Raw genomic sequence first — 26,618 nt, 5'->3', positions numbered from 1 at the left:
TTAACCAATTTTTATTAGATATTCATGGCACGGGTAAAAAGAGGCAACATAGCCAGAAAAAGAAGAAACAAAATCTTAAATCTTGCAAAAGGTTTTAGAGGCGGAAACAAAAATCTTTTCAGAACCGCAAACCAAAGAGTGATGAAAGCTCTTTGTAATGCTTATAGGGATAGAAGAAGAAGAAAAAGAGATTTTAGAAGACTTTGGATCTCTAGAATTAATGCCTCTGCGAGGATCAATGGAACAAACTATAGCAAGCTCATAAATGGCATGAAAAATTCAGAAATTATCATTAACAGAAAAATGCTCGCTCAATTAGCCTTAAACGATCCTAAGTGCTTTGAAGAAATTGTTTCTTCCGTTAGTAAGTAATAAAAAAGAATATAATTTAGAAAAGTAATTATAAATAAATGGAAATATCTTCCTTTCAATCTTATTTAATAATTCTTTTTGTTGTATTAATAATAATTTCTATTTTTGTATTCAGACAATTTCTAAAAACAAGAAGTGAAGAATTCAATTTAGTAAAATTCGAGCAGAAAGGTTTAGACTCTCTCACTCAAGCTGCAGAATTATATGAATTTGGGTCTATTCAGATAAAAAAAAGATTATATTCTGAAGCTACTAAAACTTTTTTAAAAGCAATTGAAAATTATGAAAATGAACCTGATGAAGCCAAAGCGATAATAAATAATGCCTTAGGATTTTCTTATGCTGCTCAAAATGAATTTAAGAAAGCAATTAAATACTATAACTCTGCAATCAAATCACTTCCAAAATATCCTATAGCCCTAAATAACCTCGCATCAGCACAACAACGTTTACTGGAGTACGACTTGGCATATGAAACTTATCAAAAGGTTTTGGTGATAGATCCAAAAAACAAAACAGCAATTAAAAAAAGTAAGGAGTTAGAAAAAAGAAACAATTATAAACCTTATAAAGGTATTAAAGATAAGGGATTCTAAATATGGAAAATTATTCTTCTTTACTAATTGGTGGAAAACAATTTTCCAGTAGATTAATGGTTGGTACTGGCAAATACAAATCTACTCAAGATATGGTGGAAAGTTTGTCAAATTCTGAAACGGAAATTATAACCGTCGCTGTTAGAAGAATTAAAAATGATCAGACCGGAGAAAATTTACTCGAAAAGATCAACTGGGAAAAATACTGGATGCTTCCTAATACAGCTGGTTGTGTTAATTCCGATGAGGCAGTCAGAATAGCAATTTTAGGTAGAGAACTTGCAAAATTATCTGGTCAAGAAGAAAATAATTTTGTGAAGTTAGAAGTTATTCCTGACAAAAAGTATTTGCTACCAGATCCAATAGAAACCCTTAAAGCAGCCGAAATTTTAATCAAAAAGGGTTTTGCTGTACTACCTTATATTAATGCAGATCCTCTTCTTGCAAAAAGACTAGAAGAAATAGGTTGTGCAACTGTAATGCCATTGGGCTCGCCCATAGGCTCCGGCCAAGGCTTGTTAAATTTATCAAATATAAGGATAATTATTGAGAATGCAAAAGTGCCAGTAATAATTGACGCAGGAATTGGGGTCCCTAGTGAAGCTTCTCAAGCTATGGAAATTGGAGCTGACGGTGTCTTAATCAATAGTGCAATAGCACAAGCTGCAAATCCTCCTCTAATGGCTCAAGCGATAAATTATAGTGTAAAAGCTGGCAGGCAAGCTTTTCTGGCAGGAAGAATTAAAAAACAAGATTTTGCAGTAGCAAGTTCACCGGAAAAAAACATATCTATCTAATTCTCTAAATTGAGAAAAGTTATAAAGAAAGTAAAAATTTATTATTTGCTTTATTTATCGTATTAAGAAAGAAGATTTGAAACTATTTACAATGTTTTTTCGCAAAGTGGAAGCACACTGTAGTAATTTAATAAATATATTTTGAATCTTTTAATTCTGGAGTTCTGAGTGAAAGTTATTGTTCTTGGTGGAGATGGTTTTTGCGGTTGGCCTTGTGCGGTGAATTTAGCAGAGCAAAATCATGATGTTATTATTGTCGACAATTTAAGTCGCAGAAAAATTGATATTGATCTAGAGGTAGAATCTTTAACTCCAATTGCTTCGATAACAGAACGACTTTCTGCATGGGAAGAGATTGGAGGTAAGCCCATGAGATTTCTTAATATGGATATCTCTAAACAATATCAAAAATTACTCAATTTGCTAATTGATGAAAAACCAGATTCAGTGATCCATTTTGCCGAACAAAGAGCAGCACCTTACTCGATGAAATCCAGTTTCACCAAAAGATATACAGTGGATAATAATGTTAATGGCACCCACAACCTTCTTGCTGCAATAGTAGAGAGTAATTTAGATATTCATGTTGTTCACTTAGGAACAATGGGAGTCTATGGATATGGATCACATAGAGGTGCAACAATTCCAGAAGGTTATCTAAAAGTTGAAGTTCCACAACCAGATGGAAGCCGATTTGAAGAAGAAATATTACACCCTGCAAGCCCAGGTAGCGTTTACCATATGACTAAAACCTTAGATCAATTATTATTTCTTTACTACAACAAAAATGATCTTGTAAGGATTACTGATTTACATCAAGGCATCGTTTGGGGAACAAATACAGAATCAACTTTAAAAGATCCTAGATTGACAAACCGATTTGACTATGACGGAGATTATGGAACTGTTTTAAACAGATTTCTAATGCAAGCTGCAATTGGATATCCATTAAGTGTACATGGGACAGGCGGGCAAACAAGAGCATTTATACATATAAAAGACTCTGTAAAATGCGTACAACTTGCTCTTGAAAATCCTCCAAAATCTGGAGAAAGAGTCAAAATCTTTAATCAAATGACTGAGAGTCATCAAGTTGGAGAACTAGCTAAAAAAGTTGCTTCTCTAACAGGAGCTGATATTAATTATTTACCAAATCCAAGGAATGAAGCGGTAGAAAATGATCTAATTGTTGATAATAAATGTTTTATAGAATTAGGTTTAAACCCAACGACTCTTGATAATGGCTTATTAGAAGAAGTTGTTGAAGTTGCCAAAAAATACTCCAATAGATGTGATCTTAAGCGCATACCTTGTGTTTCATCCTGGACTAAAAAACAAGCTAAAGCAATAAAGACAAATTAAAATTTCTAAAATAGTTACCTTAAGAAAGTGAAAATTGCATTGTTTACTGAAACTTTTTTACCTAAAGTTGATGGCATAGTCACAAGACTGACTAAAACGATTGAATTTTTAATAAAAAATGGTGATGAAGTTATAATTTTTTGTCCAGAAGGGTGTCCAGAGTCATATATGGGTGCAACTGTAGTTGGAGTTGCTGCAATGCCATTACCCTTATACCCAGAGTTGAAGCTTGGCTTACCAGGTCCTGCAGTCTCAGATAAGTTAGAAAAATTTAACCCAGATTTGATACATGTTGTTAATCCAGCCGTACTTGGCTTAGGTGGCATATGGTTAGCGAAAACTAATAATATTCCTTTAATTGCCAGTTACCATACTCATCTTCCAAAATATCTGGAACATTACGGTATGGGTATGTTAGAGCCACTTTTGTGGGAGTTACTTAAAGCAGCTCATAATCAAGCCTTGTTAAATTTATGTACTTCCACCGCTATGGTCAATGAGTTAAAAGATAAAGGTATTCAAAGGACTGCTCTATGGCAAAGGGGAGTAGATACTTTCAGTTTCAGACCAGATTTGAGAAGTGAGAAAATGAGAAAAAAATTATTTGGGGAATATAACGACGCTAATTACTTATTGATTTATGTAGGAAGATTATCAGCAGAAAAACAAATTGAAAGAATTAAACCAGTCTTAGAAAGTATTCCTAATGCTTGTCTAGCACTTGTAGGTGACGGACCATATAGAAACCAGCTTGAAAAAATTTTCGAAAATACCAAGACTAACTTCATAGGATATTTATCTGGCGATGAACTTGCTAGCGCCTATGCCTCAGGAGATATATTTTTATTTCCATCTAGTACAGAAACACTTGGGTTAGTTTTACTAGAAGCAATGGCAGCAGGATGTCCAGTTATCGGAGCCAACAAGGGGGGGATTCCAGATATTATTAGCGATGGAATTAATGGTTGTTTATATGATCCTGATGAAAAAGATAATGGGGAACAAAGTTTGATTGAAGCGACAAAAAAAATCCTAGAGAATGAAGATAAAAGAGAAGTTATGAGAAAAGAGGCAAGAAACGAAGCAGAAAAATGGGATTGGAATCAAGCAACATTACAACTGCAAAACTATTATTCAGATACTCTTAAAGAGATAGATTAATTTTGATTTAGATTATGCTACGTGTGGAGGCGTGGGATTATTATACGAACTTAAAGGAAGTATTAGAGTAGCAATATTTTGATTCTTTTCAGGCCTTTTTTTCTTTGAAAATTTTTTACCAAAAGGTACTCTTATAACGTTAGTTCCCTCAATGGAACAAATGTTTGAGTTATCTCCTGAAAAATTATTGACGAAATTTGGTAAATCTACGTTCTTAACTGGCAGGTGCTTAACATTACCAGATTTAAAATCTTTGGTCATAGCTTCAAATACCCCAAAAAATTTGATGCTCGAATATTTTAATAAAAAAATTTAAAAAAATTCTATAAGAAAATATTAAATTTTTATTCACATTGATAATAACTAAGTAAATACAGGGACGCTAGTCCTTTAAGCACATTTTTTTTCTTCTAAAGTCTCATCTTGATTTACATTGCAAGAACAAATTAAATTGCGATCGCCATATGCATTATTGATCCTAGAAACTGAAGACCAAAACTTAATAGTTGTTGGAGTTTTATAAGGGAAAGAAGCCTTTTCTTTTGAATAAGGATATTGCCAATTATCAGCAATTAACTCTTTCAGCGTATGGGGAGCATTGCTTATTACATTATTATTTTTTAATTCATAATTGTTTTCTATTTCACTGATTTCTTCTCCAATCAATAACATAGCCTCACAAAATCTATCTACTTCTGCCAAACTTTCACTTTCAGTAGGTTCTATCATTATGGTTTCTGAAACAGGCCAACTAATTGTTGGGGCATGAAAACTATAATCAATTAATCGTTTAGCTAAATCATTAACACTCAATCCAGTTTTGGATTTTAAATCTCTAAAATCTAAAATACATTCATGTGCGACAAAATCATTTTTTCCTTTATAGAGAATCTTGAATTTATGTTTTAGGGAATGCGCAATATAATTTGCAGATAAAATTGCGTGCGAAGTTGCTTTCCTTAACCCACTAAGACCTGCCATTTTTATATACATCCAACTTATTGGAAGAATACTTGCACTCCCATGCTTGGCAGAAGATACGAAATTAAAACTATTAGATAAATTATTATCCATTAAAAAATGAGTAGGAAGGTATGGGCTTAAAGTTTCTGATGCAGCAACTGGGCCAACTCCTGGACCACCACCTCCATGTGGAATGCAGAATGTTTTATGTAAATTCAAATGACAAACATCAACGCCATAGTCTCCAGGTTTGCATAATCCAACCTGAGCATTCAAGTTTGCTCCATCCAAATAGACAAATCCTCCCACAGAATGAATTAAATCACATATCTTTCTGATTTGTAATTCAAAAACTCCATGAGTAGAGGGATAAGTCAACATAAGAGCCCCTATATGGTTATCAAATTTCTTGACCTTGATTGACAAATCTTGATAATCAATATTTCCTTCGTCATCACATTCAACAGTTAAAACTTCAAAACCTGCCATGACTGCACTAGCAGGATTTGTTCCATGAGCACTTTTTGGAATTAAACATTTTTTTCTTAATAGTTCACCTTTTGATTCAAAATAAGAATTAATTGCCAATAAACCTGCAAACTCACCTTGAGAGCCTGCATTTGGTTGAAAAGAAACTGATTTTAAACCAACAATCTCACTTATCCATTTTTCTAGGTCAGATATTATTTTTGAATAGCCCTTGGTTTGATCTGGTGGTGAAAAAGGATGCATGGAAGATAAATTAGCCCAAGAGACTGGATTTAACTCTGCTGCAGAATTTAACTTCATGGTACAGCTTCCCAATGGCATCATCCCATCTACCAAAGAAAAATCTTTTTCTGCAAGTCGGAATATATATCTCATTAATTCAGTTTCACTTTGGTAATTTGTGAATATATCTTGCTGCATCCATGCACTGGATCTCAACGCTAAACTTTCAAGATGAAATTCTTTATCAAATATTATATGCTCTAAATCTTCTTCTTTTTCTAGTAGGTTTGCTATGAAAGTCAAAATATCTTTTATTTCTTTTTCATTACTAAGCTCATCTAAAGAGATCCCAAAGCCAGTTGAATTTTCAATAGTTGATCCCAATGGCAAAATTCTTAAGTTATAGCCATTTTTTAAAGCTTCATTATGGATCCTCTGGGAGTGCTCAGAATAAACATCAACACTATCAAATCTAATCCCATCAGGAATATCAAAACCTAAAGCAGCTAAACTTGATTCTAAATTTATTCTCAACTCAACTAATCTCTTAGCAATTTGCGTTAATCCAGAGGGTCCATGATAAATAGCATAAAAAGAAGAAATTATGGCTAATAAAGATTGAGCAGTACAAATATTACTGGTGGCTTTTTCCCTTCTAATATGTTGCTCTCTTGTTTGCAATGCTAGTCTTAGAGACTTTTCTCCATTTTTAGAGAGAGTTTGCCCAACAATTCTTCCAGGTATCAGCCTTTTATATTTTTCGCTACAAGCAAAATATGCTGCATGGGGGCCACCAAAACCCATTGGTACCCCAAATCTTTGCATACTACCCACTGCTACATCAACACCAAATTCAGAAATTGGTTTAATCAAAACTTGTGCTAATGGATCAATACATGCCGTGACTATAATTCCTGATCTATGTGCTTGGGATATTAAGAATGTGGGATCATATAATTGTCCATTTTTACCAGGTAATTGCAACAACATTCCAAAAACATCATCATGATTAGGAAGGTTGCTTTGAGTAAAGCGTTTTAAGAATATTCCCAAAGGTTTTGCTCTGGTTTGTAGAACATTAAAAGTATGATCAAAAACATTTGACTCTACTAAATACACTTTTGAAGATTTATTTTTTCTTGCAGAAAAACTCATGGCCATGGCTTCTGCTGCAGCAGTACCCTCATCCAACAAAGATGCATTGGCGACAGGGAAACCTGTTAGTTCACAAACAATAGTCTGAAAATTAAATAGCGCTTCTAATCTTCCTTGTGCAATTTCTGCTTGATATGGAGTATAAGACGTGTACCACCTTGGATTTTCAAGAACATGTCTTTGGATTACTTTAGGCATATGATTGTCATAATAACCAAGGCCTATAAGTGATCTCATTTTAGTATTTTTATTCGCAATCTCTTCTAATTCGTTTAAAGCCTCAATCTCTGAACAACCTTGGGGCAATATTTCTGAAGATTTATCATTAAGCTGAATGTCTTCCGGAATAACTTGATTTATAAATTGATCAATATTATTAAAACCAAGCTTAGAGAGCATTTTCTGTTCATCTGGATCACTCAAGCCAAGGTGTCTATTAATAAATAAATTTGAATTAACCGTGGATTTCATGTCCAATTTTTCTATAACTTAACCCATGTATAAAGATTTTGCTTTAATTTGGCATAACCTTTGATTTATATACATCTGAAGTCATCAAATCAGCAATTGATGCTTTTGATTCTGGTTTCAAGATAACTAACCAACCGTCTCCAATCGGATCATTCTGTAAAAGCTCAGGGTTCTCAATAACACTTTCATTTACAGATACTATTTCCCCTGAAAAAGGTAGATAGACTTCCTCAACGGCCTTAACTGATTCTATTGTTCCAAAAGTCTCGCCTTTCTCTAAAGTCGCACCTTCATCTGCTAATTCAACAAAAACAATATCTCCTAATTGATCTATAGCGAATTCACTAACTCCAATTTTTAATAATCCATTTTCTTCCAAGACATATTCATGAGTATCAGCATAGTTGAGGTTGTCTGGAAACTTGTAAGACATGATTAAGCAGATAAAGGAAGTAGAGAATCCTTTGAAATTAATTTTTCCTCTAATAGTTCAGATAATAAACGAATTAATGCAATTTTGATATGAGCTATGTGAGAACCACCTTGAACAAAAATATTGTAAGGATCTCTTAGAGGGGCATCAGCAGAAAATTCACTTGTACTACCTTCAATAAAGGTACCTCCTGCCATTAATAATTTTGAATCATATCCATCCATTGATGATGGAACAACATTTAGAAAAGAATCCACTGGTGAAGAATTTTGAAAAGATTGACAAACTTTTTGTACCAAATCAGAATTATTCAATCTTACTGACTGAATAAGATCAGATCTATAAGTTGCTGGCTCTGGTAAAACCTTAAATCCCAAATTTTTAAAGACTGCTGCAACCATATCGGCACCTTTTAGTGATTCGTGAACCATTTGTGGTGCTAAAAACAAACCCTGCAAAATTAATCTTCCTAGTCCAAAATTTATTCCTGCAGAAGAACCAATACCTGGTGAGGTTAATCTAGAACATGCCATCTCAACCAACTCTGCATCTCCTGCAACGTACCCACCAGTAGGAACTATTGTTCCGCCCAAATTTTTAATCAATGATCCAGCAATTATATTTGCCCCTTTAGAAATTGGTTCACTATCTTCAACAAGCTCCCCATAACAGTTATCAACAAAACATATACAGTTAGGGTCAAGAGCATGAATAAGACTACAAATTTTCTCTATCTGATGATTCGTAAGAGACTTTCTCCAACTATATCCACAACTTTTTTGTATGAATACTAATTTGCATGAATTTTCTTTAAAAAAATGAACAATTTTTTCTTCAAAAGAATCAAAATTCTCGCAGATATTTACTTGCTTATATTCAATGTCAAAATCTTTAAGTGATCCTTTTCCTCCTCCCCTTATTCCTATGACTTCTTCTAACGTGTCATATGGTTGTCCTGTAAGAGATAACATTACATCTCCAGGTCGAAGAATTCCAAACAAGACAGAACTTATTGCATGGGTTCCACTTACAAATTGCATCCTCACAGCAGCCTTTTCAGAAAGAAACAATCTTGCAAAAACCGCATCAATTTTTTCTCTAGATATATCATCATGACCACTACCAGAAGATTGATTGAAATGACTAGTAGAAACTTTTTCTTCCTTAAAAATTGTCAAAATATTTTCTAATTTCCAGAAAACCTGATTAGACCTTTCTTGGAAAACTTTACTTAAACTCTCTTCGACAGAAAGAACAGCGTTTTCAGCCAGTTTAAAGTTATTATCAAGAATCATTTCTTATAAAAATTCATGTTATTTTTCAGAAGCTAAATTTCTTAATTCTGCGAGGAAAGCATTAGGTCCCCTGCCCTGAAAATAAGAAAGTTTTTTTGAAGCCTCATATAAATCAAGAAGTTCTCCATCTAATTCTTCTGCGGTATAATCTCTAATTCCTGCAATTACCTCAGCAAAACGTTCTCTACGGGCAGATTTATTGACAGCATAGGCTTCCATTACCTCCATTTTACATGATCTCCAAGCCTTATTCTGACAAAAATGCACTGAAAGAGCATCACTTAAAGCAGAAGCTTCTTCATCTTCTATATACCAGTCAAAAGATGAAGGTAGAGGTTTTAATCCTGAAAATATCTCAAATAACTCTCCAGCTGACAAAGGATTACCAGAATCATTTTTTAGGGGTAATGCTGACTCTTCCAAAGATTTCCATAACTCTGGGTAATCACTTTCAAAACGATCCCTGATTTTTTCAATTCCCTGATCAAGAATCGTATTAACTTGAGCTAAAGCAAGAAAAACTTCAGGACCTGGCGAAGATAACTTCCCATTTCTAAGATTAGAAATTTGCGAATTATGAACTTTACCTAAATCAAGAACCTCTGAAAGTAATGGCAATACTCTGTGAGACCAACCATTTCTTTCATGCCAAAGGTGAATCAAATGAGCCATAGCCCTTCTACCTCTAGATAATTTATCGCGATATCCGAGACTCACAGATAATTAAACTTATCAATAGTATAGTATGATAATATTACATATCGGTAATTTTGAAAATAGTATTTCAATATCATGAATTCAGTAATTTTCCAAGAAACAGCAAAATTAAAAAAACCTGTTCCAGCTGAAAAAGTTATAGAACTCTCAGAAAAATTACTGGAACCTTCCAGTCATTCAAAACGATATCCTCCAAGACTCCATAAAACGTGGGGAACAATAGTTTTTATGGTTGCAATACATATTCTTTCCCTTGTAGCTTTACAACCAAAATTTTGGAGTCTCCCTGCAGTCACTTCATTATTATTTTTTTACTGGGTAACTGCTTGTTTAGGCGTCACCCTTGGATATCACAGATTGTTATCACACAGATCGTTCATTGTACCAAGATGGTTAGAAAGATTTTTTGCTACATGTGGAGCCATAAGTTGTCAGCATGGACCAATAGATTGGGTAGGCTTACATAGGCATCACCACTCTTTTTCAGATACTGAAGTAGATCATCACAATAGTAAAAAGGGGTTTTGGTGGAGTCATATGGGTTGGATGTTTAAAGACGTAGAAGCACTAAAAGCTGTTCCAAAACTAAGTGCAGATTTAATCAAGGATCCATACTATAGATTTTTAAATAAATATTTTTTATTCTTACAAATTCCTATTGGACTTTCATTGTACGCAATAGGTCAAAAATTAGGAGTTGGAGGATGGGCGCTAGTCCTTTGGGGAATTCCATTGAGGCTTGTGGTTGTTTATCATATAACTTGGCTAGTCAACTCCGCGACGCATTGTTGGGGTAAAGCACCATTTGAAAGTGGTGATTCATCTAAAAACAATGCATGGGTTGCTGCATTAACCTTTGGAGAAGGTTGGCATAATAACCATCATGCATTTCCCAATTCGGCAAAACAAGGATTATTTAAGGGTCAAATAGACATAACATGGGAACATATTAAGATTCTTGCAAAATTTGGTTTTGCAAAAAAAGTAAAGTTACCCTCTAGGTCTTATTATTAACTATATTGTTCAATATTTTCATGGCTAAAAGAGTACAAGTCGCATTAACTGAATCAATCGCATCGCTAGGTAAAGAAGGAGATCTAGTTGATGTAGCACCAGGATACGCAAGAAATTTTCTATTACCTTATGGCAAGGCAATGAATGTAACACCAGCAGTCCTCAAACAAATTGAGAGGAAAAAAGAAAAAGAAAAAATCGCTGCTGACAAATTAAAGCAAGAAGCTTTAGATTTCCAAACTGCATTATCTACAATAGGTAGGTTCACTATCAAAAAACAGGTTGGAGAAGATGGCGTCCTTTTTGGAACGGTTACCAATGGTGATGTTGCCGAAGCGATTGAAGCAGCTACTAAAAAAGAAATTGATAGAAGAAACATTACTGTTCCTGATATCCATAATTTAGGTTCCTTTACTGCAAAAATAAAATTACATCCAGAAGTAAATGCTGAAGTAAATATTGAAGTAACAAGTTAATCAATTTGTTGCATTATTTTGAAAAGTAGTCAGAGTATATATCTAAGCAATTAAAGATATGGTTTCAGTACCTTTTCCAAATAATGGGCAAAATAAAAATTTTAAAAAGGAATTTAACAGTGAAAATACTGGATTAGTTCCTCCTCAAAACGTTCAAGCAGAGGAAGCTGTTCTTGGTGGGATACTTCTTGATCCAGACGCGATCGGAAGAATTGCAGACTTAATTAAACCTGAAGCTTTTTATATAAATGCCCATCAAGAGATTTATAGAACAGCATTAATGTTGCATACCCAGGGAAAACCAACTGATTTAACATCAATGAGTGCTTGGTTAGCAGATAATGGATCACTAGAAAAAATTGGAGGAAACAGCAAACTTGTAGAACTCGTTGAAAATGTTTCCTCTACAGCTTCCATAGAACAAGTTGCTAATTTAATTAACGACAAATTCATGAGAAGGCAACTTATTAGATCTGGAAATGAAGTGGTTCAACTAGGTTTTGATCAAACTCAAGATACCAATGAAGTTCTAGATAAAGCAGAGCAAAAAATATTTGAAATCAGTCAAGAAAAACCTTCAAAAGGTCTGACTCAAGCAGCTGAAATCCTTACAAGTACCTTCAATGAAATAGAGTCAAGATCATTAGGTACTTCAGTAGCTGGAATTCCTGTTAATTTCTACGATCTTGATGCGATGACTCAAGGTTTTCAAAGAAGTGATTTAATAATTGTTGCTGGAAGACCTTCAATGGGGAAAACTTCAATAGTTCTTAATCTGGCTAAAAATGTTGCACAATCTCAAGATTTACCTGTGTGTGTATTTAGCCTTGAAATGAGTAAAGAACAGTTGACATATAGATTGCTGTCTATGGAAGTGGGAATCGAAAGTGGCAGGTTAAGAACAGGAAGATTACAGCAAGATGAATGGCCATTACTAGGAGAAGGTATCAATTCATTAGGTCAATTACCAATATTTATAGATGACAAGCCTAACTTAAGTGTTCTAGAGATGAGATCTCTGTGCAGAAGATTAATAGCTGAACAAAAAAAAGAACTTGGATTAATTGTGATTGATTATCTGCAGTTGATGGAAGGATCAACCCCTGATAATAGAGTGCAAGAACTTTCACGAATAACAAGAGGTCTTAAAAGCATGGCAAGAGAATTAAAAGTACCAGTAGTAGCTTTATCTCAACTGAGTAGAGGAGTTGAGTCTAGAACAAATAAAAGACCAATGTTAAGTGATCTAAGAGAATCAGGATCTATTGAACAAGACGCAGACTTAGTATTAATGATTTATAGAGATGAATACTATAATCCGGAGACTGAAGATAGAGGAATTACAGAAATCATTGTCACTAAACATAGAAATGGACCCGTAGGAACTGTTAAATTATTATTTGAACCTCAATTTACGAGATTTAGGAATTTAGCTAATTAAATCGCTCCTAAAATGCAAGATCATCACTCAACAAATGAATCTTTTGACGTCATCGTTATTGGAGGAGGACATGCAGGATGCGAAGCTGCTATAACAACAGCAAAATTAGGTTTTTCTACTGCCTTATTTACAATCAATCTAGATAGAATTGCATGGCAACCGTGTAATCCTGCAGTTGGGGGACCAGCAAAAAGTCAGTTGGTTCATGAAGTTGATGCATTAGGTGGAATTATTGGTAAATTAGCCGATGAGACAGCTATTCAAAAAAGAATATTAAATGCAAGTAGAGGCCCAGCTGTATGGGCGTTAAGAGCTCAGACAGATAAAAGAGAATACTCAAAAAAAATGATCGAAATACTACAAAATACAGATAATTTATCTTTAAAAGAAGCAATGATTACTGAACTGGATATTGCAAAAACTGAACAAATTGGATTGAACTCAAAAAAAATCTTAAAAAAAAGAATAAAGGGTGTAAAAACATTCTTTGGTAGTTATTATTCAGCAAGATCAGTTATCATCACAGCTGGTACATTCTTAGAAGGAAGAATATGGATAGGAAATAAATCAATGTCTGCTGGCAGATCGGGTGAACAAGCCGCACAAGGTCTTACTCAGAATTTGCACGAAATTGGTATCAAAACAGAACGTTTAAAAACAGGTACTCCAGCAAGAGTTGATAAAAAAAGTATCATTTTTGATGAATTAGATATTCAACCAAGTACTGCAGCAGATAAATATTTTTCGTTTGACCCAGTTATAAAAAATAATATGCCCCAAGTTAGTTGTCATATCACAAGAACAACTACCAAAACACATCAATTAATAAGAGACAATTTACATTTAACTCCCATTTACGGGGGTTTTATTGATAGTAAGGGGCCAAGATATTGTCCATCAATTGAAGATAAAATCGTCAAATTTGCTGATAAAGAATCACATCAAATTTTCTTAGAACCTGAAGGAATTAATAGCCCTGAAATATATGTACAAGGATTTTCTACAGGTTTACCCGAAAATATTCAATTAGAACTTTTAAGGACCTTACCTGGATTAGGTGAATGTAAAATGTTGCGACCAGCATATGCTGTGGAGTATGACTATATACCTGCAACACAGCTCCAAACATCACTCGAAACGAAAGAAATTGAATATTTATTTAGCGCCGGACAAATTAATGGCACTACTGGTTATGAAGAAGCAGCAGCACAAGGATTAGTTGCAGGTGTCAATGCGACAAGAAAATTAAACAAAAAAGAGCCAATAATCTTCACTAGAGAAAGCAGTTATATAGGAACAATGATCCATGATTTAATAACAAAAGATCTCAAAGAACCATACAGAGTTCTCACTAGTAGGAGTGAATATAGGTTAACTCTAAGAGGAGATAATGCAGACAGAAGATTAACACCATTAGGTTATCAAATAGGGCTAATTAATGAGAAAAGATGGTCGGCCTATCAAGAAAAAATGACCCTTCTCGAAAAAGAGAAATTTAGATTAAATAACACTCGTTTAAAAAATACCGATGAAATATCAAAAAAAATAGAATTAGAAATGGGATCAAAAATTAAAGGCTCAACAACTTTGAAAGAACTTTTAAAAAGACCAAACTTTCATTATTCAGATCTAATTAAATATAATTTGAATGAAAGAAATCTAGCTTCTTCAATACAGGAAGGTGTTGAAATAGATATTAAATACGAGGGTTACCTTAAAAGACAAAAAAACAACATAGAACAAATAAATCGTCAAAGCTGTAAATCTCTGCCTCAAGAAATAAATTATGAAAAGATAGAGACATTATCTTTAGAAGCTAGAGAAAATTTGAATAAAATAAAGCCCAAAAATTTTGGTGATGCTTCAAAAATTCCTGGGGTTAGCAAAGCTGATTTAACTGCATTACTTGTTTGGCTAAAAATAAGAGAAATAAAAAAAGAAAAGGCAAATATTTTTGTCGAAAAAAAGTTATCATCATAAAAGGATTCCGTCTGAGCACTGAATAATAAACTTTTTAAATCACCAAAAATTTTATGGGAAGAAAAAGCCTCTACTTTTTTAATGAAAAATTCATTACCAAAAATATCTGGTCCATGGAAATTAATGCTGCTTGGGGATGGAAGTCCAACTAGACATTTACAGCTTTTAACTAATCAAGAGACGAAAATTAAATTAATTTCAATGCAAATAGATCCTCTATTCATCGCAGAGGGACCTAAAGAATTAAATCAGTTAAATGGACCTTTAATTAGAAGACAAGTATGGATTAAAAACAATAATAAAAACCTAGCATGGGCTGAAAGTTGGTGGAATGCAGAACAAGTGAATGAAAATTTAAAAGCCAAAGAAGAACCAATTTGGAAGAATTTGACACAAGACAGATCAGAATTGTTTAGAGAAGTTGATCGAATTTCACTTGTTAATTCAAATTGGTTAGAGGATCAATTTTGTTTTAAAGGTCCATTCTGGTCAAGAAATTATAGATTTTTTCGAGACAAAAAGCCCCTAACAATTATTAGAGAAGTATTCAATCCACATTTAGAAAGTTTATTAGGCTATTCAGGAATTAAAGAATTTACGAAACTATACTCTTCTTCTTCTTGATCTAGGAAGATTTCTTGATTTTGATTGAACTTGTTGGATTGATTGATCTCTCGAAGTATTAATCTCTTTTTCTGAAGCTCTTTGCCATCTTTCAACTTTGAAATCCATTTCATCTGGCCAATCTTCGTCCTTACTCTCTTTAACGTAAGGTAATTTTTTTTGCTCAGTTGTCTGTAAATTTTTTGGTTGCCTTAAAGATATTGCTTCTAAAGGTCTTTTTGAGTGCTGTTTAGCAGATTCATAAGAATTTGATTCTCTGGAAAATGTCTTAATATCCCTATTATCATCGTAAAAATTCTCATCATTCCAATCATCATTATCTTCATCAAAAAATAAATCCACTTTTTCAGATACCCATCTTCCTACTTTTTTAACACTCTTACTTGTTATTCCTTGAAAATCTGAATTCCTTCTTTTTCCTGGCCTGGCACCAGATACTCCATCAACAAATTGTCTTCCAGTTTCGAAAATTTTATCAACCTGTTTATCAACAATATTTTTCTCAAAACTATTTCTTAGATTTCTAATTCTCCTTGAATCCATAAATTATTATGCTTTTTAAAATATAAACTACATTAAAAAAATAAATAATTCCAAATATAGAAACAAAAACACATCATATATTTTTAATCAAACAAAATCAAACACTTTTTATTCCATGATCCATTAAAGAAATTTACACAACATTTTTTACAAGCAATATTCTTTATCCTTTTCCTATAGAAAAATTTCTCACCACAATTTTGGCAAGTTCCTATGTATTTTAATTCTCTCCTTTCAATAGGAAATGAATGCCTCACAGAAATTTGAAAATTCTTCTCTTTATTATTAATTTCATTCATCTTTTCTAAGAAATTTGGACCATGTATCTCATTTTTTTTTAATATCCTATCTACCCATGCATGAATCATTTCATGACATAAAGTACTGTTTATTTCACTAGTAGATAATTTACTCAAAATAGGTTTCGATAAGATAATTTCAGAATCTACAAGGCCATTAATTCTTTTTCTTTTATAAAAACCAGCAGTGGTTTTTAATCTATTATCACTCCATCTAACTTTTACTAAAGGTTGATTATTAACCGCTAGAGAATTTTCAAAATATTGGCTATTAAATTTATGAAATAAAGGTAAAAGAGGAATTACAGGCATTATGGATTAAAATTAGTATTATTTTGACAAAAAAAGCCATCAAAAACGATTTCTTTTCTTAAAGTAATAAAAAACTTAAATCAACATGGATGCAACACTAGTTAAAGATATAGGAATTAAAGCACTATTAGTTGGCGGAGCTGTACTAGTTTCTTTTTGGACTTTTAATGCAGTCAAATTAGTTATAAGCGCAAGAGGAATTAATCCATTAGTAAGAAAGTTTTTTGATCAAATAGCTGCTGGCAGAATTGATGCAGCTTATGGTTTGACTACAAAAACTTATAAAACTCATGTGAAGCGCCAAGACTTTCTTAAATTCTTAGCTAGTTTAAATCTCAATAAATACAGAAATTTAAAATCAGGAAGGCCTAGAGTCCAAGAAGATCAAATTATAATAACTTTGAATTTAAAATCAGAGGATAAACAAGATGAGCTCCCATTAGATTTTACTTTTGCAAAAACTGACAATGATTGGAAAATAGACAGAATAGCAAAAGTGAATTAATAATTTCTTGTGAGGCAAAAAGAATTGTTTAAAGAAGAGATAATACATCAATTAGAATTACATCCAAGTAGATTAGATAAAGAAAAAATCATCTCAGAAGCAATGGATCAAGGTCTAGATGATTTTTTTGAAGGAATCCGTATGGCACTTGATCCATTGGTAACTTTTGGTGTAAAAATTGTTCCTGAAAAAGAGAATGAAAAAAGTCAAAATTTTTTATGGAAAGATTTTAGGGTATTAGCAAATAAGCTTATTCAAAGAGAACTTACAGGTCACGCTGCTCGCGATGCAATTATTACGGCTATGGAATCTGCCAAAAAAGAAGAGTGGAATGGATTTTATAGACGAGTTTTAATTAAAGATCTTAGATGTGGTGTATCTGAAAAAACAATCAACAAGATAGCCAAGAAATTTCCCAAATATGCGATTCCTATTTTTTCATGTCCCTTAGCTCATGACAGTGCAAATCATGAAAAAAAAATGATAGGAAAAAAGCAAATTGAAATCAAATTAGATGGAGTGCGCGTCTTAACTATTATTAGACAAAATAAAGTAGAAATGTTTTCTCGTAATGGGAAACAATTCCATAATTTTGGTCATATTATCTCAGAAATAGAAAACGTGTTAAAAGAAGATCCTGCTCCCCATGACTTAGTCCTAGATGGTGAAGTAATGAGTGCTAACTTTCAGGATTTAATGAAACAGGTTCATAGAAAAGATGGCAAACAAACAAAAGACGCAGTTCTCCACCTATTTGACTTATGTCCCCTTGAATACTTCCAAAAAGGGAGATGGAACACTAGTCAAAAAGCAAGAAGTTTATTAGTAAAAGAATGGGTAGCAAAACATTCTATGCTTCTAAGACATATAAAAACACTTGAATGGGAAAATGTAGATCTCGACACCATTAAGGGACAAAAAAGATTTGTAGAGCTGAATAAAGCTGCCGTGGAAGGTGGATATGAAGGAGTAATGATTAAAGATCCCGATGCTATGTATGAATGTAAAAGAACACACAGTTGGTTAAAAGCAAAACCTTTCATTGAAGTCACTTTAAAGGTTGTATCGGTTGAGGAAGGAACAGGTCGCAATAAAGGTAGACTAGGAGCTGTCCTAGTAGAAGGGGAAGATGATGGGTATGAATACAGTCTTAGTTGCGGAAGCGGATTTAGTGATATCCAACGTCAAGAATATTGGTCAAAACGGAGTCAACTTATAGGTCAACTTGTAGAAATCAGAGCTGATGCTAAAACGAAATCCAAGGATGCGGTAGCTTTTAGTCTTAGATTTCCTAGATTCAAATGCTTTAGAGGATTTAAAGCTGGAGAAAAAGTTTAAATTTTAAAAAATAATATTCAACAAAGTAGTCAAAGAAAAATGTGGTTTTTAAATAAAAAAATAAAAATATTGGCTATAAAATATAAGAATAATTATCAATACTTTTTGAGAGACTTATGACGAAGAAAACAGTTTTCAACTTCATAAAAACACCTTGCGGACAAGCAAAATACATCGAATTAGAAGCAAACAAAACCTTACTAGGTAAATTTAGACTGTTGTGGTTTATCTTAATTGCATCAATTAGAGATTGGAATATTAAAGAGTAAATTCTTAGGATTTTTCAAAATATTCTCTGGAGTATTTAGCTGAGAAATATACAACTAAAAAAGTTGAAATAATACCAATGCTAGTAATATATAAATTATTTGGTGATTGCACATTTTTTAACTCCTGAATACTTTTTGCCAAACTACCTATTGAGCAATAAAGAAAAGTGCCTGGAATTATTCCAATAAGGCCAAGAGCGAAATCTCTAAATTTAACATTATTCAAACCATAAAAATAATTAAGAATACTGAAGGGAAATATCGGCGATAATCTCGCTAAAAAAATTAATTTAAATCCGCCTTTTTCTACTATTTTTTCCATGACACTTAATTTTGGATAACGGCTAAAAAGATTTTTTAACTTTTTTGCAAAAAAACTTTTAGATACAAAAAAAGCAACTGATGCTCCTATTGAAGCGGAAATGAAAACAATAATTGATCCTAAATATGAGCCATATAAAAAACCTGATAATAAAGATAACCAAGAAGCTGGAAGTATTAATAAAACAATTAAAATATAAATACAAACAAACGAAAAGATCCCAATTCCAGTATTAAAAAAAAAAGACAAATTATAAATATTTTCAAGAAATATATTCATTCTAAATTCAAAAGTTCGAGTTTTTTAGTAATTCTTTCCTGTTGTACCGAACCCTCATTTAATTTAAATCTGCACTCATCAACAATATCTTTTGGAGCCTTATCAACGAAATTTTTATTAGATAATCTCTTATTTAAATTGTCTAATTCAATAGTCACCTTTTTTAAATCCTTTGTTAACCTTTCCTTTAATGCATCTATATTTACAAAATCCTGAAAAGGTAAGTAAACCTCTAAATCACTAATTATCCCGGAAAAAGATTTAGCAAACTCTTTTTTATCAACAACATTAGTTTTAAAAATAAATACTTCAGAAGATTTAGTTAAGGTTTGAATATCATCAACTAAAGTTTTTAAAAAATTAATCAATTCATCATTATCTGAAATTAAATATACAGGACCTTTTTCTGATGGCTTAAGACCTAATTCAGCTCTCAAATTTCTAATCAGCCTAATAATTTCAAAAAGTTGCCGAAAGGAATTATCAAGCTTATTGTCAACAAATTTATTTTCGTGAATTGGCCATTTTTGGAGAGATAATAATGCATTATCTGGTTTTTGTTGCAGCACATGCCAAAGTTCCTCAGTAATGTGCGGCATAAAAGGATGAATCATTACCAAAATATCATTGAGCACTTTTATTAAAACTTTTTCAGATATTTGTCTATTTTTATTTTCTTTATTATTGAACCTTTGTTTAGCAAATTCTACATACCAGTCACAAAAATCATTCCAAGTAAATTCATATAGAAGTTTCGCAGATTCTCCCAATTTATATTCTTTCAACAAAGCAGCGACTTTTATATTTACCTGATTCAATTTCGATAAAATCCACTTATCACATAACTCTAAAGAAGTTACATCACTCTCATTAAGCAAATAATTATTATTAAAAGTTTTATTAATTAACACAAATTTAGTTGCATTCCATAGTTTATTCGCAAAATTTCTTGAAGCTTCAACAGTTGAAGACGTATCTTTTTTCCTATCAAAATCAAGCCTGATATCCTGTCCAGCGCCTGCAACTTCTCGAATTAAAGCAAATCGTAGAGCATCAGAACCATATTTATCAATTAATAGTATTGGATCAATACCATTACCTGAACTTTTACTCATTTTTTTATTGTTTTCATCTCGAACTAGACCATGAATATAAACATCCTTAAAAGGAATATTGTTTGTAAAAGTATTCCCCATCATTGTCATTCTTGCCACCCAGAAGAAAATAATATCGAAACCAGTAACAAGAACACTATTTGGATACCATTTTTTAAAATCCGGATCATTTGTATTTGGCCAACCAAGGGTTGAAAAAGGCCATAAACCACTTGAAAACCATGTATCCAAAACATCTTTATCACGAACCAATTTAATATTTAATCCAAATTTTTTATTAGCTTCGATTAAGGCATCCTCTTCATTTCTTGCAACGATATATGGAGTATTTTGTTCTATTGAGTCTTGAGATTCATCTAAAACATACCAGGCTGGAATTTGGTGCCCCCACCATAATTGCCGACTGATACACCAATCATTAATATTCTCTAACCAATCCTTATAAACTTTCTCCCAGCGTGGAGGAATAAACGATGGTTTTTTAGAATCAATTTCATTAAGACATCCTTGCGATATATCATCCATTTTCAAAAACCATTGTGTTGACAACAAAGGTTCAATTGGCACCTTACCTCTATCAGAAAAAGGAACAGTATGTTTATAATCTTCTATCTTTGTCAAAAGGCCTAAATTATCCAATTCTTTGATAATTTTCTTTCTAGCCTCATATCTATCTAAATTTTGAAAAATACCTGCATTAATATTTAAAGTTCCATCTTTGTTCATTACATTAATCTGTTTTAAATTATGCCTTTTTCCTATTGCAAAATCATTTGGATCATGGGCTGGAGTAACCTTCACACAACCAGTACCAAAATCTTTATCAACATGTGAATCAGCGATAATTGGTATTTCTCTATCAACGAAAGGGACTTTTACTTTGACACCAATAAATTCTTTATATCTATTATCATCAGGATTAACTGCCAAAGCAGTATCACCCAAAAGAGTTTCTGGTCTTGTTGTTGCAACTTCTAAGTACTTATCTAACAGTTCACCACTTGCAGAAAGTAAAGGGTATTTAAAATGCCATAAATGACCATTTACTTCTTGCATTTCAACTTCAAGATCACTTACGGCAGATTGAGATTCAGGGCACCAATTAACCAAATATTCGCCTCTATAAATTAAATTCTTTTTATAGAGAATATTAAAAGCCTCAATAACTGCTTCATTTAATTTTTGATCAAGAGTAAATCTTTCTCTAGTCCAGTCAACTGAATATCCTATCCTTTTTAATTGAGAAACTATTCTTCCGCCACTTTGTTCTTTCCAGTTCCATGCTCTTTTAAGAAATTCATCTCTTCCAATATCCTCGCTTGTTTTGCCTTCACTTTTTAATTGTTTTTCGAGAATAGTTTGAACAGCTATTGAAGCATGATCAGTTCCGGGTAAACATAAAACATTCTTCCCTAAAAGTCTTTGAAAACGTACTACAACATCTATCAAAGCCGTATTAAATGCATGCCCCATATGCAAAGATCCAGTTACATTTGGTGGCGGAATAACAACACAAAAAGGCTTCCCATCATCCTCAGGGTTAGGACTAAACGCCTTTAGACTTTCCCATTTTTCTTGCCACTTTTTCTCTACTTCAAAAGGTGAATAATTCTCTAAAGATAATTGATCATTCATCTCTGTCATGTGCAAATTTTATTTCAATAAACTTTTTGTTTATTTTATCTTGAGAGCAGCTAATTATTGAAAATAATATTAGTTTGCAAAAAAGACACATCCATTCTACAAAAGTTTGAAACCAGAACCACAAGAACAACGTTTTGCATTTTTTGGTGTTGAAATAAGAAATCCACCACCGCTCAAATCACCGTAATAATCTAATTTTAAATCTTTCAGTAAATTAAACTTTTTTAGATCCGCATATAAAGTTACTCCTTCAGTTCTTGAAATAGGGGATCCATTACGTGTACCTGGCCTTAATTGAATATGCATCCATCCTTCGGAACAATTTTTATCCTCTACCAAATCAATCGACATTTCTCCAGGAGAACCTCCAAAAGAAGCTTGCCTAGATAGTTCTGAAGCAGCACTTTGACTGATTGAAAGATTGACGATCTCAGTCATTAGAAAAATAATAAATGGGCGATCCAGGGTTCGAACCAGGGACATCCTGCTTGTAAGGCAGGCGCTCTACCGCTGAGCTAATCGCCCTTATAATAAATCATTCTAATAGATGAAGTTGAAAAATTTATACTAAGTATTTAAATATTTCATGATTGAGGCAAAATTTAATTAATAAAATATATCCTATGTCTTCAAACGATAAATATGAATTGGAAAACAATTCCGATTTAGAGACTATAAATAGTTTTAAAATCTTAATATCTAATATCAAAGCATTAAAAGATAAAACTTGGGGCTGCCCATGGCAGAAAATACAGTCTCATGTATCGTTGATCCCATTTTTGTATGAAGAAAGTAATGAATTTATAGATGCGATATATGAAAAAAATGCAGATAATATATGTGAGGAGTTAGGAGATATTTTATTACAAGTAATGCTTCATGCTGAAATCGGTTACGAAGAAAAAGAATTTGCACTAAATGATGTTATAAAAAAACTTAACAAGAAAATTATTAATAGACATCCATATATTTTTAACAAAAAAGAAAAAGTATCATTAAAACAATCACAACAGATTTGGGTAAGTATAAAAAATTTAGAAAAAGAAGCACCTCATATGAAATCTTCAATTAGTAGAAACTTAAATTTAAAAATTAAAAATTTACCGCCAACGGTTGGAACAGATAAAATCACCAATATTGTTAAAGAACATGGTTTCAAGTGGGAAAGTACTGATGAGATTTTTAACAAGTTAGAAGAAGAGATTAATGAATTAAAGGAAGCAATTAAAAGTAAAAATGATTCAGAGATAAAAAATGAATTTGGGGATATATACTTTACTCTTCTTAATCTCTCAAACTTTTTAAAGATTAATCCTGAATCAGCTCTTCAAAAAACTAATATAAAATTTTTAGACAGATTTTCAATCGTCGAAGAGCATGCAGGAGATAATATTAAAAAACAAACTCCTAAAGACTTTCAAAGGCTTTGGCAAATAGCCAAACAAAAACTAGCGGGAAAAATTCCTAAAAACAAATGACAAATATTACAACATGGATAGATGAACATCATAAAGGCTCTAGATTCGGGCTAAATGGGAAAATTCTAATTAAAAAAACCTCAAAATATCAAGAAATTATTGTTATTGAAAATGAATATTATGGTAAAGCTTTAATGTTAGATGGTTGCTGGATGACATCATTAAAAGACGAGAAATATTATCATGAGTGTCTTGTGCATCCTGCATTAAGTAGCATTGACGAAAAACCTAATGTTCTAATTATTGGCGGTGGTGACGGTGGTACTGTAAGAGAATGCGTTAAATATTCTCAAATATCAAAAATTGATCTAGTAGAAATTGATGAGGAAGTAATCAAAATATCTAAAAAATTTCTAAAAGAAATTGGAGGTGAAGCATGGAATGACAAAAGATTAGAAATACATGTTGATGATGGCGTTAAATGGGTAAAAAAAACAAGAGATAATTTTTACGACGTTATATTTATAGATTGTTCAGATCCTTCAGAATTTTCAAATTTATTATTTTCAGATTCTTTTTATAAAGAATGTAAAAGAATACTTTCACCAAGGGGGATATTAGCAACGCAAAGCGAATCTCCTGAATCCTTCAAAAATATTCACATAAATATTTTGAAAACCCTAAAACACATATTTAAAGTTTCTGAAACTATGTATTCCTTTGTGCCTATATATCCAAGCGGTATTTGGAGTTGGACATTTGCTTCTTCAGAAGATCTAAATTTGTCAAAACAAAATTATGATGAAGTAGTAAAAATAGAAAAAGGATGTGAAATTTGGAATTTAAATTTTCAAAATGCAGCATTCAAAATGATGCCAAATAAAATTGTAAAAGAACTAGATTCATAAGATGACAAAAAATTTATTTGATAACGAAAATGCAATTTATATGGGAGCAAAAAGAAGTCCTGAGAATTGCTCAATTGGTATATTTGGAGTTAATTATGACGGGACATGTTCGTTTAAACCAGGAGCGAGATTTGGTCCAGAAGCAATTAGACAAGTCAGTAATTGTTTAGAAACATATTGTCCAAAAATAAAAAAAGATTTAGAGGATATTATGTATGTTGATTTTGGATCAATACTAATTGATAAAAATGACTCAAAGTCCGTTATTGAATCGGTTAAATCAGCAACAAATTATTTAATTAGTAAACGCCTTAGTCCTATTATGCTTGGCGGCGAACACTCTATTACAAGAGGTGCAATTGAAGCATTAGTAAAAAAATATCCAGATTTGATATTAGTTCAACTTGATGCTCATGCAGATTTAAGAGAATCATATATAGGAAATGAACATAGTCATGCTTGTACTATGAAAAGATGCTTAGAAGTGCTACCTGAAAAGAAAATTTTGCAAGTAGGAATTAGAAGTGGGACTAAGGATGAATTTGAAATTATGCATAATAACAACCAATTAGTTAACTTTTGTCCAGGCGAAAATGCATATGAGTTAAAAGAAGCTCTTCTTCCATACGCTAAGTCTCCAATCTATTTAACAATAGATTTAGATTGGTTTGATCCCAGTTTAGTAGCAGGGACGGGCACTCCAGAACCGGGAGGATTTTTTTGGAATGATTTTGAAGAGATACTTAAAACTTTAAAAGACCTTAGAATCGTGGGATCAGATATTGTGGAATTATCTCCAGAAATTGATAGAAGCGGAGTAAGTAGCATAGTTGCAGCCAAAGTACTTAGAAGCTTAATTTTGTCATTAGAAAATATGCAATAAAAAATTTCTAAACTAAAGTGTAGAAATACTAAATAGAAACTAAATATTTCATGGATTTGCTAAAAAGTCCTCTTTATTCAAAATATGTTGAATCCAATGCAAAATTAGTGGATTTTGCAGGTTGGGAAATGCCCATATCATTTTCAGGATTAATTAAAGAGCATGAATCAGTTAGATATTCAGCAGGAATATTTGATATTTCTCACATGGGTGTGATTTCTATCAAGGGAATCAATCCAAAGGATTATATTCAAAAACTTTTTCCTACTAATTTATACTCCTTTTCTGAAGGTCAGGGGCTTTATACAGTAATGCTCAATGATAAAGGAGGAATAATAGATGACTTAATAATTTATGACCTCGGTATACAAGAAAATGACATATCAGAATTATTGTTAATAGTTAATGCAAGCAGATATGAAGAAGATTTTCTGTGGATAACAAATAATTTAAATATGTCTGAAATTTTGATAACAAACTTTAAAAAAGACAAAGTACTTTTAGCACTACAGGGAAAAAACTCTTTTGATTTATTTGAAGAATGGATTGAATCTTCGATATCACATATCCCTAACTTTGGATGCGAATATAAAATTTTTGAACATATTTCGCCTAAAGAAAAAATCTTTGTTTCCAAGACAGGATATACAGGAGAAAATGGTCTAGAAATACTTTTATCTAAAAAAGCAGCAATTAATTTATGGGATTTCTCAATTTCCAAAAATGTTTCACCTTGTGGTTTAGGAGCTAGAGACACTCTCAGACTTGAAGCAGGCATGCATCTTTATGGCCAAGACATAAATGAAGAAACTTCTCCATATGAAGCAGGGTTAGGATGGCTAGTACATCTAGAAAATAATCACGAATTCATTGGCAGAAGAGTTCTTGAAGAGCAGTCAAGATTAGGCATTCAAAAAAAGTTAGTTGGTCTCTCTATAAAAGGTAAAGCAATAGGAAGAAAAGGGTGCGCAGTGCTTAAAGGTGATGAGAATATTGGAACTATCACTAGCGGCAGTTGGTCTCCAACTAAACAACAAGCTATTGCTTTTGCATACATCAATACTTCGCATGCCTTAATAAATAATGAAGTTGAAATATTAATAAGAGGCAAAAAATTCAACGGGGTTATAACAAAAAGAGCGTTTTATAAAAAGAATTATTAACTAAATTTACCCTTAAAGAATTATTATAAGTTATTGATAAATAAACCATACT

The 26,618-nt window shown here is 32.4% G+C and carries 27 protein-coding genes and 1 tRNA gene; 17 read left to right on the top strand and 11 right to left on the bottom strand.

The features are described 5' to 3' along the window. Positions 1 to 24: 24 nt before the first annotated feature. From rplT to BS621_RS04980, 5 genes are all read left to right on the top strand, one after another. Complete coding sequence (gene rplT, locus BS621_RS05000) at positions 25 to 372, top strand: 50S ribosomal protein L20 (protein ID WP_077142046.1); 348 nt, start codon at positions 25 to 27, stop codon at positions 370 to 372. Between the two features lie 38 nt (positions 373 to 410). Beyond that, the gene (locus BS621_RS04995; RefSeq protein WP_077142045.1) at positions 411 to 968 is read left to right on the top strand and encodes a tetratricopeptide repeat protein; all 558 of its coding nucleotides are present in this window, start codon (positions 411 to 413) and stop codon (positions 966 to 968) included. A gap of 2 nt (positions 969 to 970) precedes the next feature. Beyond that, complete coding sequence (locus tag BS621_RS04990; protein WP_077142044.1) at positions 971 to 1,765, top strand: thiazole synthase; 795 nt, start codon at positions 971 to 973, stop codon at positions 1,763 to 1,765. Positions 1,766 to 1,933: 168 nt separating this feature from the next. Next, positions 1,934 to 3,127, top strand: a complete 1,194-nt coding sequence (locus tag BS621_RS04985; RefSeq protein ID WP_077142043.1) for an NAD-dependent epimerase/dehydratase family protein — start codon at positions 1,934 to 1,936, stop codon at positions 3,125 to 3,127. Positions 3,128 to 3,154: 27 nt separating this feature from the next. Then, the gene (locus BS621_RS04980; RefSeq protein ID WP_077142042.1) at positions 3,155 to 4,288 is read left to right on the top strand and encodes a glycosyltransferase family 4 protein; all 1,134 of its coding nucleotides are present in this window, start codon (positions 3,155 to 3,157) and stop codon (positions 4,286 to 4,288) included. Positions 4,289 to 4,300: 12 nt separating this feature from the next. Here BS621_RS04980 and BS621_RS04975 read toward each other — a convergent pair whose 3' ends face one another. The 5 genes from BS621_RS04975 to BS621_RS04955 form a co-directional block, all read right to left on the bottom strand. After that, a complete protein-coding gene (locus BS621_RS04975) occupies positions 4,301 to 4,549 on the bottom strand; it encodes a hypothetical protein (RefSeq protein WP_025891214.1) in 249 nt (82 codons plus the stop codon). Positions 4,550 to 4,678: 129 nt separating this feature from the next. Then, positions 4,679 to 7,588: an aminomethyl-transferring glycine dehydrogenase gene (gene gcvP, locus BS621_RS04970; RefSeq protein ID WP_077142041.1), complete on the bottom strand. Its 2,910-nt coding sequence runs from the start codon at positions 7,586 to 7,588 to the stop codon at positions 4,679 to 4,681. Positions 7,589 to 7,631: 43 nt separating this feature from the next. Beyond that, positions 7,632 to 8,021, bottom strand: coding sequence for a glycine cleavage system protein GcvH (gcvH, locus tag BS621_RS04965; RefSeq protein WP_077142040.1), 390 nt, complete (start codon positions 8,019 to 8,021; stop codon positions 7,632 to 7,634). 2 nt (positions 8,022 to 8,023) lie between these two features. Continuing rightward, positions 8,024 to 9,316, bottom strand: coding sequence for a methionine gamma-lyase family protein (locus BS621_RS04960; protein ID WP_077142039.1), 1,293 nt, complete (start codon positions 9,314 to 9,316; stop codon positions 8,024 to 8,026). 18 nt (positions 9,317 to 9,334) lie between these two features. Next, positions 9,335 to 10,033 (bottom strand): hypothetical protein, encoded by a 699-nt coding sequence (locus BS621_RS04955; protein WP_077142038.1) that lies wholly within the window; start codon positions 10,031 to 10,033, stop codon positions 9,335 to 9,337. 75 nt (positions 10,034 to 10,108) lie between these two features. Between BS621_RS04955 and BS621_RS04950 the strand changes: the two genes are divergently transcribed. From BS621_RS04950 to BS621_RS04930, 5 genes are read left to right on the top strand one after another with little or no spacing between them, the layout of a single operon-like run. After that, a complete protein-coding gene (locus BS621_RS04950; protein WP_025953891.1) occupies positions 10,109 to 11,047 on the top strand; it encodes an acyl-CoA desaturase in 939 nt (312 codons plus the stop codon). Positions 11,048 to 11,067: 20 nt separating this feature from the next. Then, positions 11,068 to 11,523, top strand: a complete 456-nt coding sequence (gene rplI / locus BS621_RS04945) for a 50S ribosomal protein L9 (RefSeq protein ID WP_025895206.1) — start codon at positions 11,068 to 11,070, stop codon at positions 11,521 to 11,523. A gap of 58 nt (positions 11,524 to 11,581) precedes the next feature. Beyond that, a complete protein-coding gene (gene dnaB / locus BS621_RS04940) occupies positions 11,582 to 12,964 on the top strand; it encodes a replicative DNA helicase (RefSeq protein ID WP_077142037.1) in 1,383 nt (460 codons plus the stop codon). 12 nt (positions 12,965 to 12,976) lie between these two features. Then, positions 12,977 to 14,944 carry a tRNA uridine-5-carboxymethylaminomethyl(34) synthesis enzyme MnmG gene (gene mnmG / locus BS621_RS04935; protein WP_077142036.1) on the top strand — a complete coding sequence of 656 codons (1,968 nt, stop codon included), beginning with the start codon at positions 12,977 to 12,979 and terminating at the stop codon, positions 14,942 to 14,944. 48 nt (positions 14,945 to 14,992) lie between these two features. Continuing rightward, complete coding sequence (locus BS621_RS04930; protein ID WP_225866743.1) at positions 14,993 to 15,568, top strand: chorismate lyase; 576 nt, start codon at positions 14,993 to 14,995, stop codon at positions 15,566 to 15,568. Here BS621_RS04930 and BS621_RS04925 read toward each other — a convergent pair. Beyond that, positions 15,548 to 16,111, bottom strand: a complete 564-nt coding sequence (locus tag BS621_RS04925; protein WP_077142035.1) for an RNA helicase — start codon at positions 16,109 to 16,111, stop codon at positions 15,548 to 15,550. The two genes, BS621_RS04930 and BS621_RS04925, sit on opposite strands and share 21 nt — an antisense overlap. A gap of 83 nt (positions 16,112 to 16,194) precedes the next feature. After that, entirely contained in the window at positions 16,195 to 16,722 is a 528-nt protein-coding gene (locus BS621_RS04920) for a SprT family zinc-dependent metalloprotease (RefSeq protein WP_077142034.1), read from the bottom strand. An 85-nt stretch (positions 16,723 to 16,807) separates the two neighbouring features. Here BS621_RS04920 and BS621_RS04915 point away from each other — a divergent pair, with 85 nt between their 5' ends. The 3 genes from BS621_RS04915 to BS621_RS09435 all read left to right on the top strand — a co-directional run bounded on the left by BS621_RS04915 (position 16,808) and on the right by BS621_RS09435 (position 18,834). Beyond that, positions 16,808 to 17,227 carry a hypothetical protein gene (locus BS621_RS04915; RefSeq protein ID WP_011819289.1) on the top strand — a complete coding sequence of 140 codons (420 nt, stop codon included), beginning with the start codon at positions 16,808 to 16,810 and terminating at the stop codon, positions 17,225 to 17,227. Between the two features lie 24 nt (positions 17,228 to 17,251). Continuing rightward, positions 17,252 to 18,565: an ATP-dependent DNA ligase gene (locus BS621_RS04910; protein ID WP_077142673.1), complete on the top strand. Its 1,314-nt coding sequence runs from the start codon at positions 17,252 to 17,254 to the stop codon at positions 18,563 to 18,565. A gap of 116 nt (positions 18,566 to 18,681) precedes the next feature. Beyond that, complete coding sequence (locus BS621_RS09435) at positions 18,682 to 18,834, top strand: hypothetical protein (RefSeq protein ID WP_198025666.1); 153 nt, start codon at positions 18,682 to 18,684, stop codon at positions 18,832 to 18,834. 4 nt (positions 18,835 to 18,838) lie between these two features. On the opposite strand, the gene BS621_RS04905 is transcribed toward BS621_RS09435, so the two are convergent. The 4 genes from BS621_RS04905 to BS621_RS04890 form a co-directional block, all read right to left on the bottom strand. Next, positions 18,839 to 19,435, bottom strand: coding sequence for a TVP38/TMEM64 family protein (locus tag BS621_RS04905; protein WP_077142033.1), 597 nt, complete (start codon positions 19,433 to 19,435; stop codon positions 18,839 to 18,841). After that, entirely contained in the window at positions 19,432 to 22,194 is a 2,763-nt protein-coding gene (locus BS621_RS04900) for a valine--tRNA ligase (protein ID WP_077142032.1), read from the bottom strand. Before BS621_RS04900 ends, BS621_RS04905 begins: the two co-directional genes overlap by 4 nt. A 96-nt stretch (positions 22,195 to 22,290) precedes the next feature. Then, positions 22,291 to 22,677 (bottom strand): AIR synthase, encoded by a 387-nt coding sequence (locus tag BS621_RS04895; RefSeq protein WP_077142031.1) that lies wholly within the window; start codon positions 22,675 to 22,677, stop codon positions 22,291 to 22,293. Beyond that, positions 22,648 to 22,719: transfer RNA gene (locus tag BS621_RS04890), tRNA-Val, on the bottom strand. The genes BS621_RS04895 and BS621_RS04890 overlap by 30 nt, the downstream gene beginning before the upstream one ends. A gap of 98 nt (positions 22,720 to 22,817) precedes the next feature. On the opposite strand from BS621_RS04890, the gene mazG reads away from it, so the two are divergent. The 4 genes from mazG to gcvT are packed head-to-tail and all read left to right on the top strand — an operon-like array spanning position 22,818 to position 26,566. Then, complete coding sequence (gene mazG / locus BS621_RS04885) at positions 22,818 to 23,672, top strand: nucleoside triphosphate pyrophosphohydrolase (RefSeq protein ID WP_077142030.1); 855 nt, start codon at positions 22,818 to 22,820, stop codon at positions 23,670 to 23,672. Continuing rightward, positions 23,669 to 24,520 (top strand): polyamine aminopropyltransferase, encoded by an 852-nt coding sequence (gene speE / locus BS621_RS04880; protein ID WP_077142029.1) that lies wholly within the window; start codon positions 23,669 to 23,671, stop codon positions 24,518 to 24,520. Before mazG ends, speE begins: the two co-directional genes overlap by 4 nt. Position 24,521: 1 nt before the next feature. Further along, positions 24,522 to 25,403: an agmatinase gene (gene speB / locus BS621_RS04875; protein ID WP_077142028.1), complete on the top strand. Its 882-nt coding sequence runs from the start codon at positions 24,522 to 24,524 to the stop codon at positions 25,401 to 25,403. 50 nt (positions 25,404 to 25,453) lie between these two features. Continuing rightward, positions 25,454 to 26,566, top strand: coding sequence for a glycine cleavage system aminomethyltransferase GcvT (gcvT, locus tag BS621_RS04870; protein WP_077142027.1), 1,113 nt, complete (start codon positions 25,454 to 25,456; stop codon positions 26,564 to 26,566). Positions 26,567 to 26,618 lie beyond the last annotated feature (52 nt).

Origin of the sequence: Prochlorococcus sp. RS04 (genome assembly GCF_001989455.1) — a bacterium.
Lineage (GTDB): Bacteria > Cyanobacteriota > Cyanobacteriia > PCC-6307 > Cyanobiaceae > Prochlorococcus_A.
The sequence above is the reverse complement of the archived record's forward strand: the minus strand, read 5'-3'. Positions and strand labels throughout refer to the sequence as shown.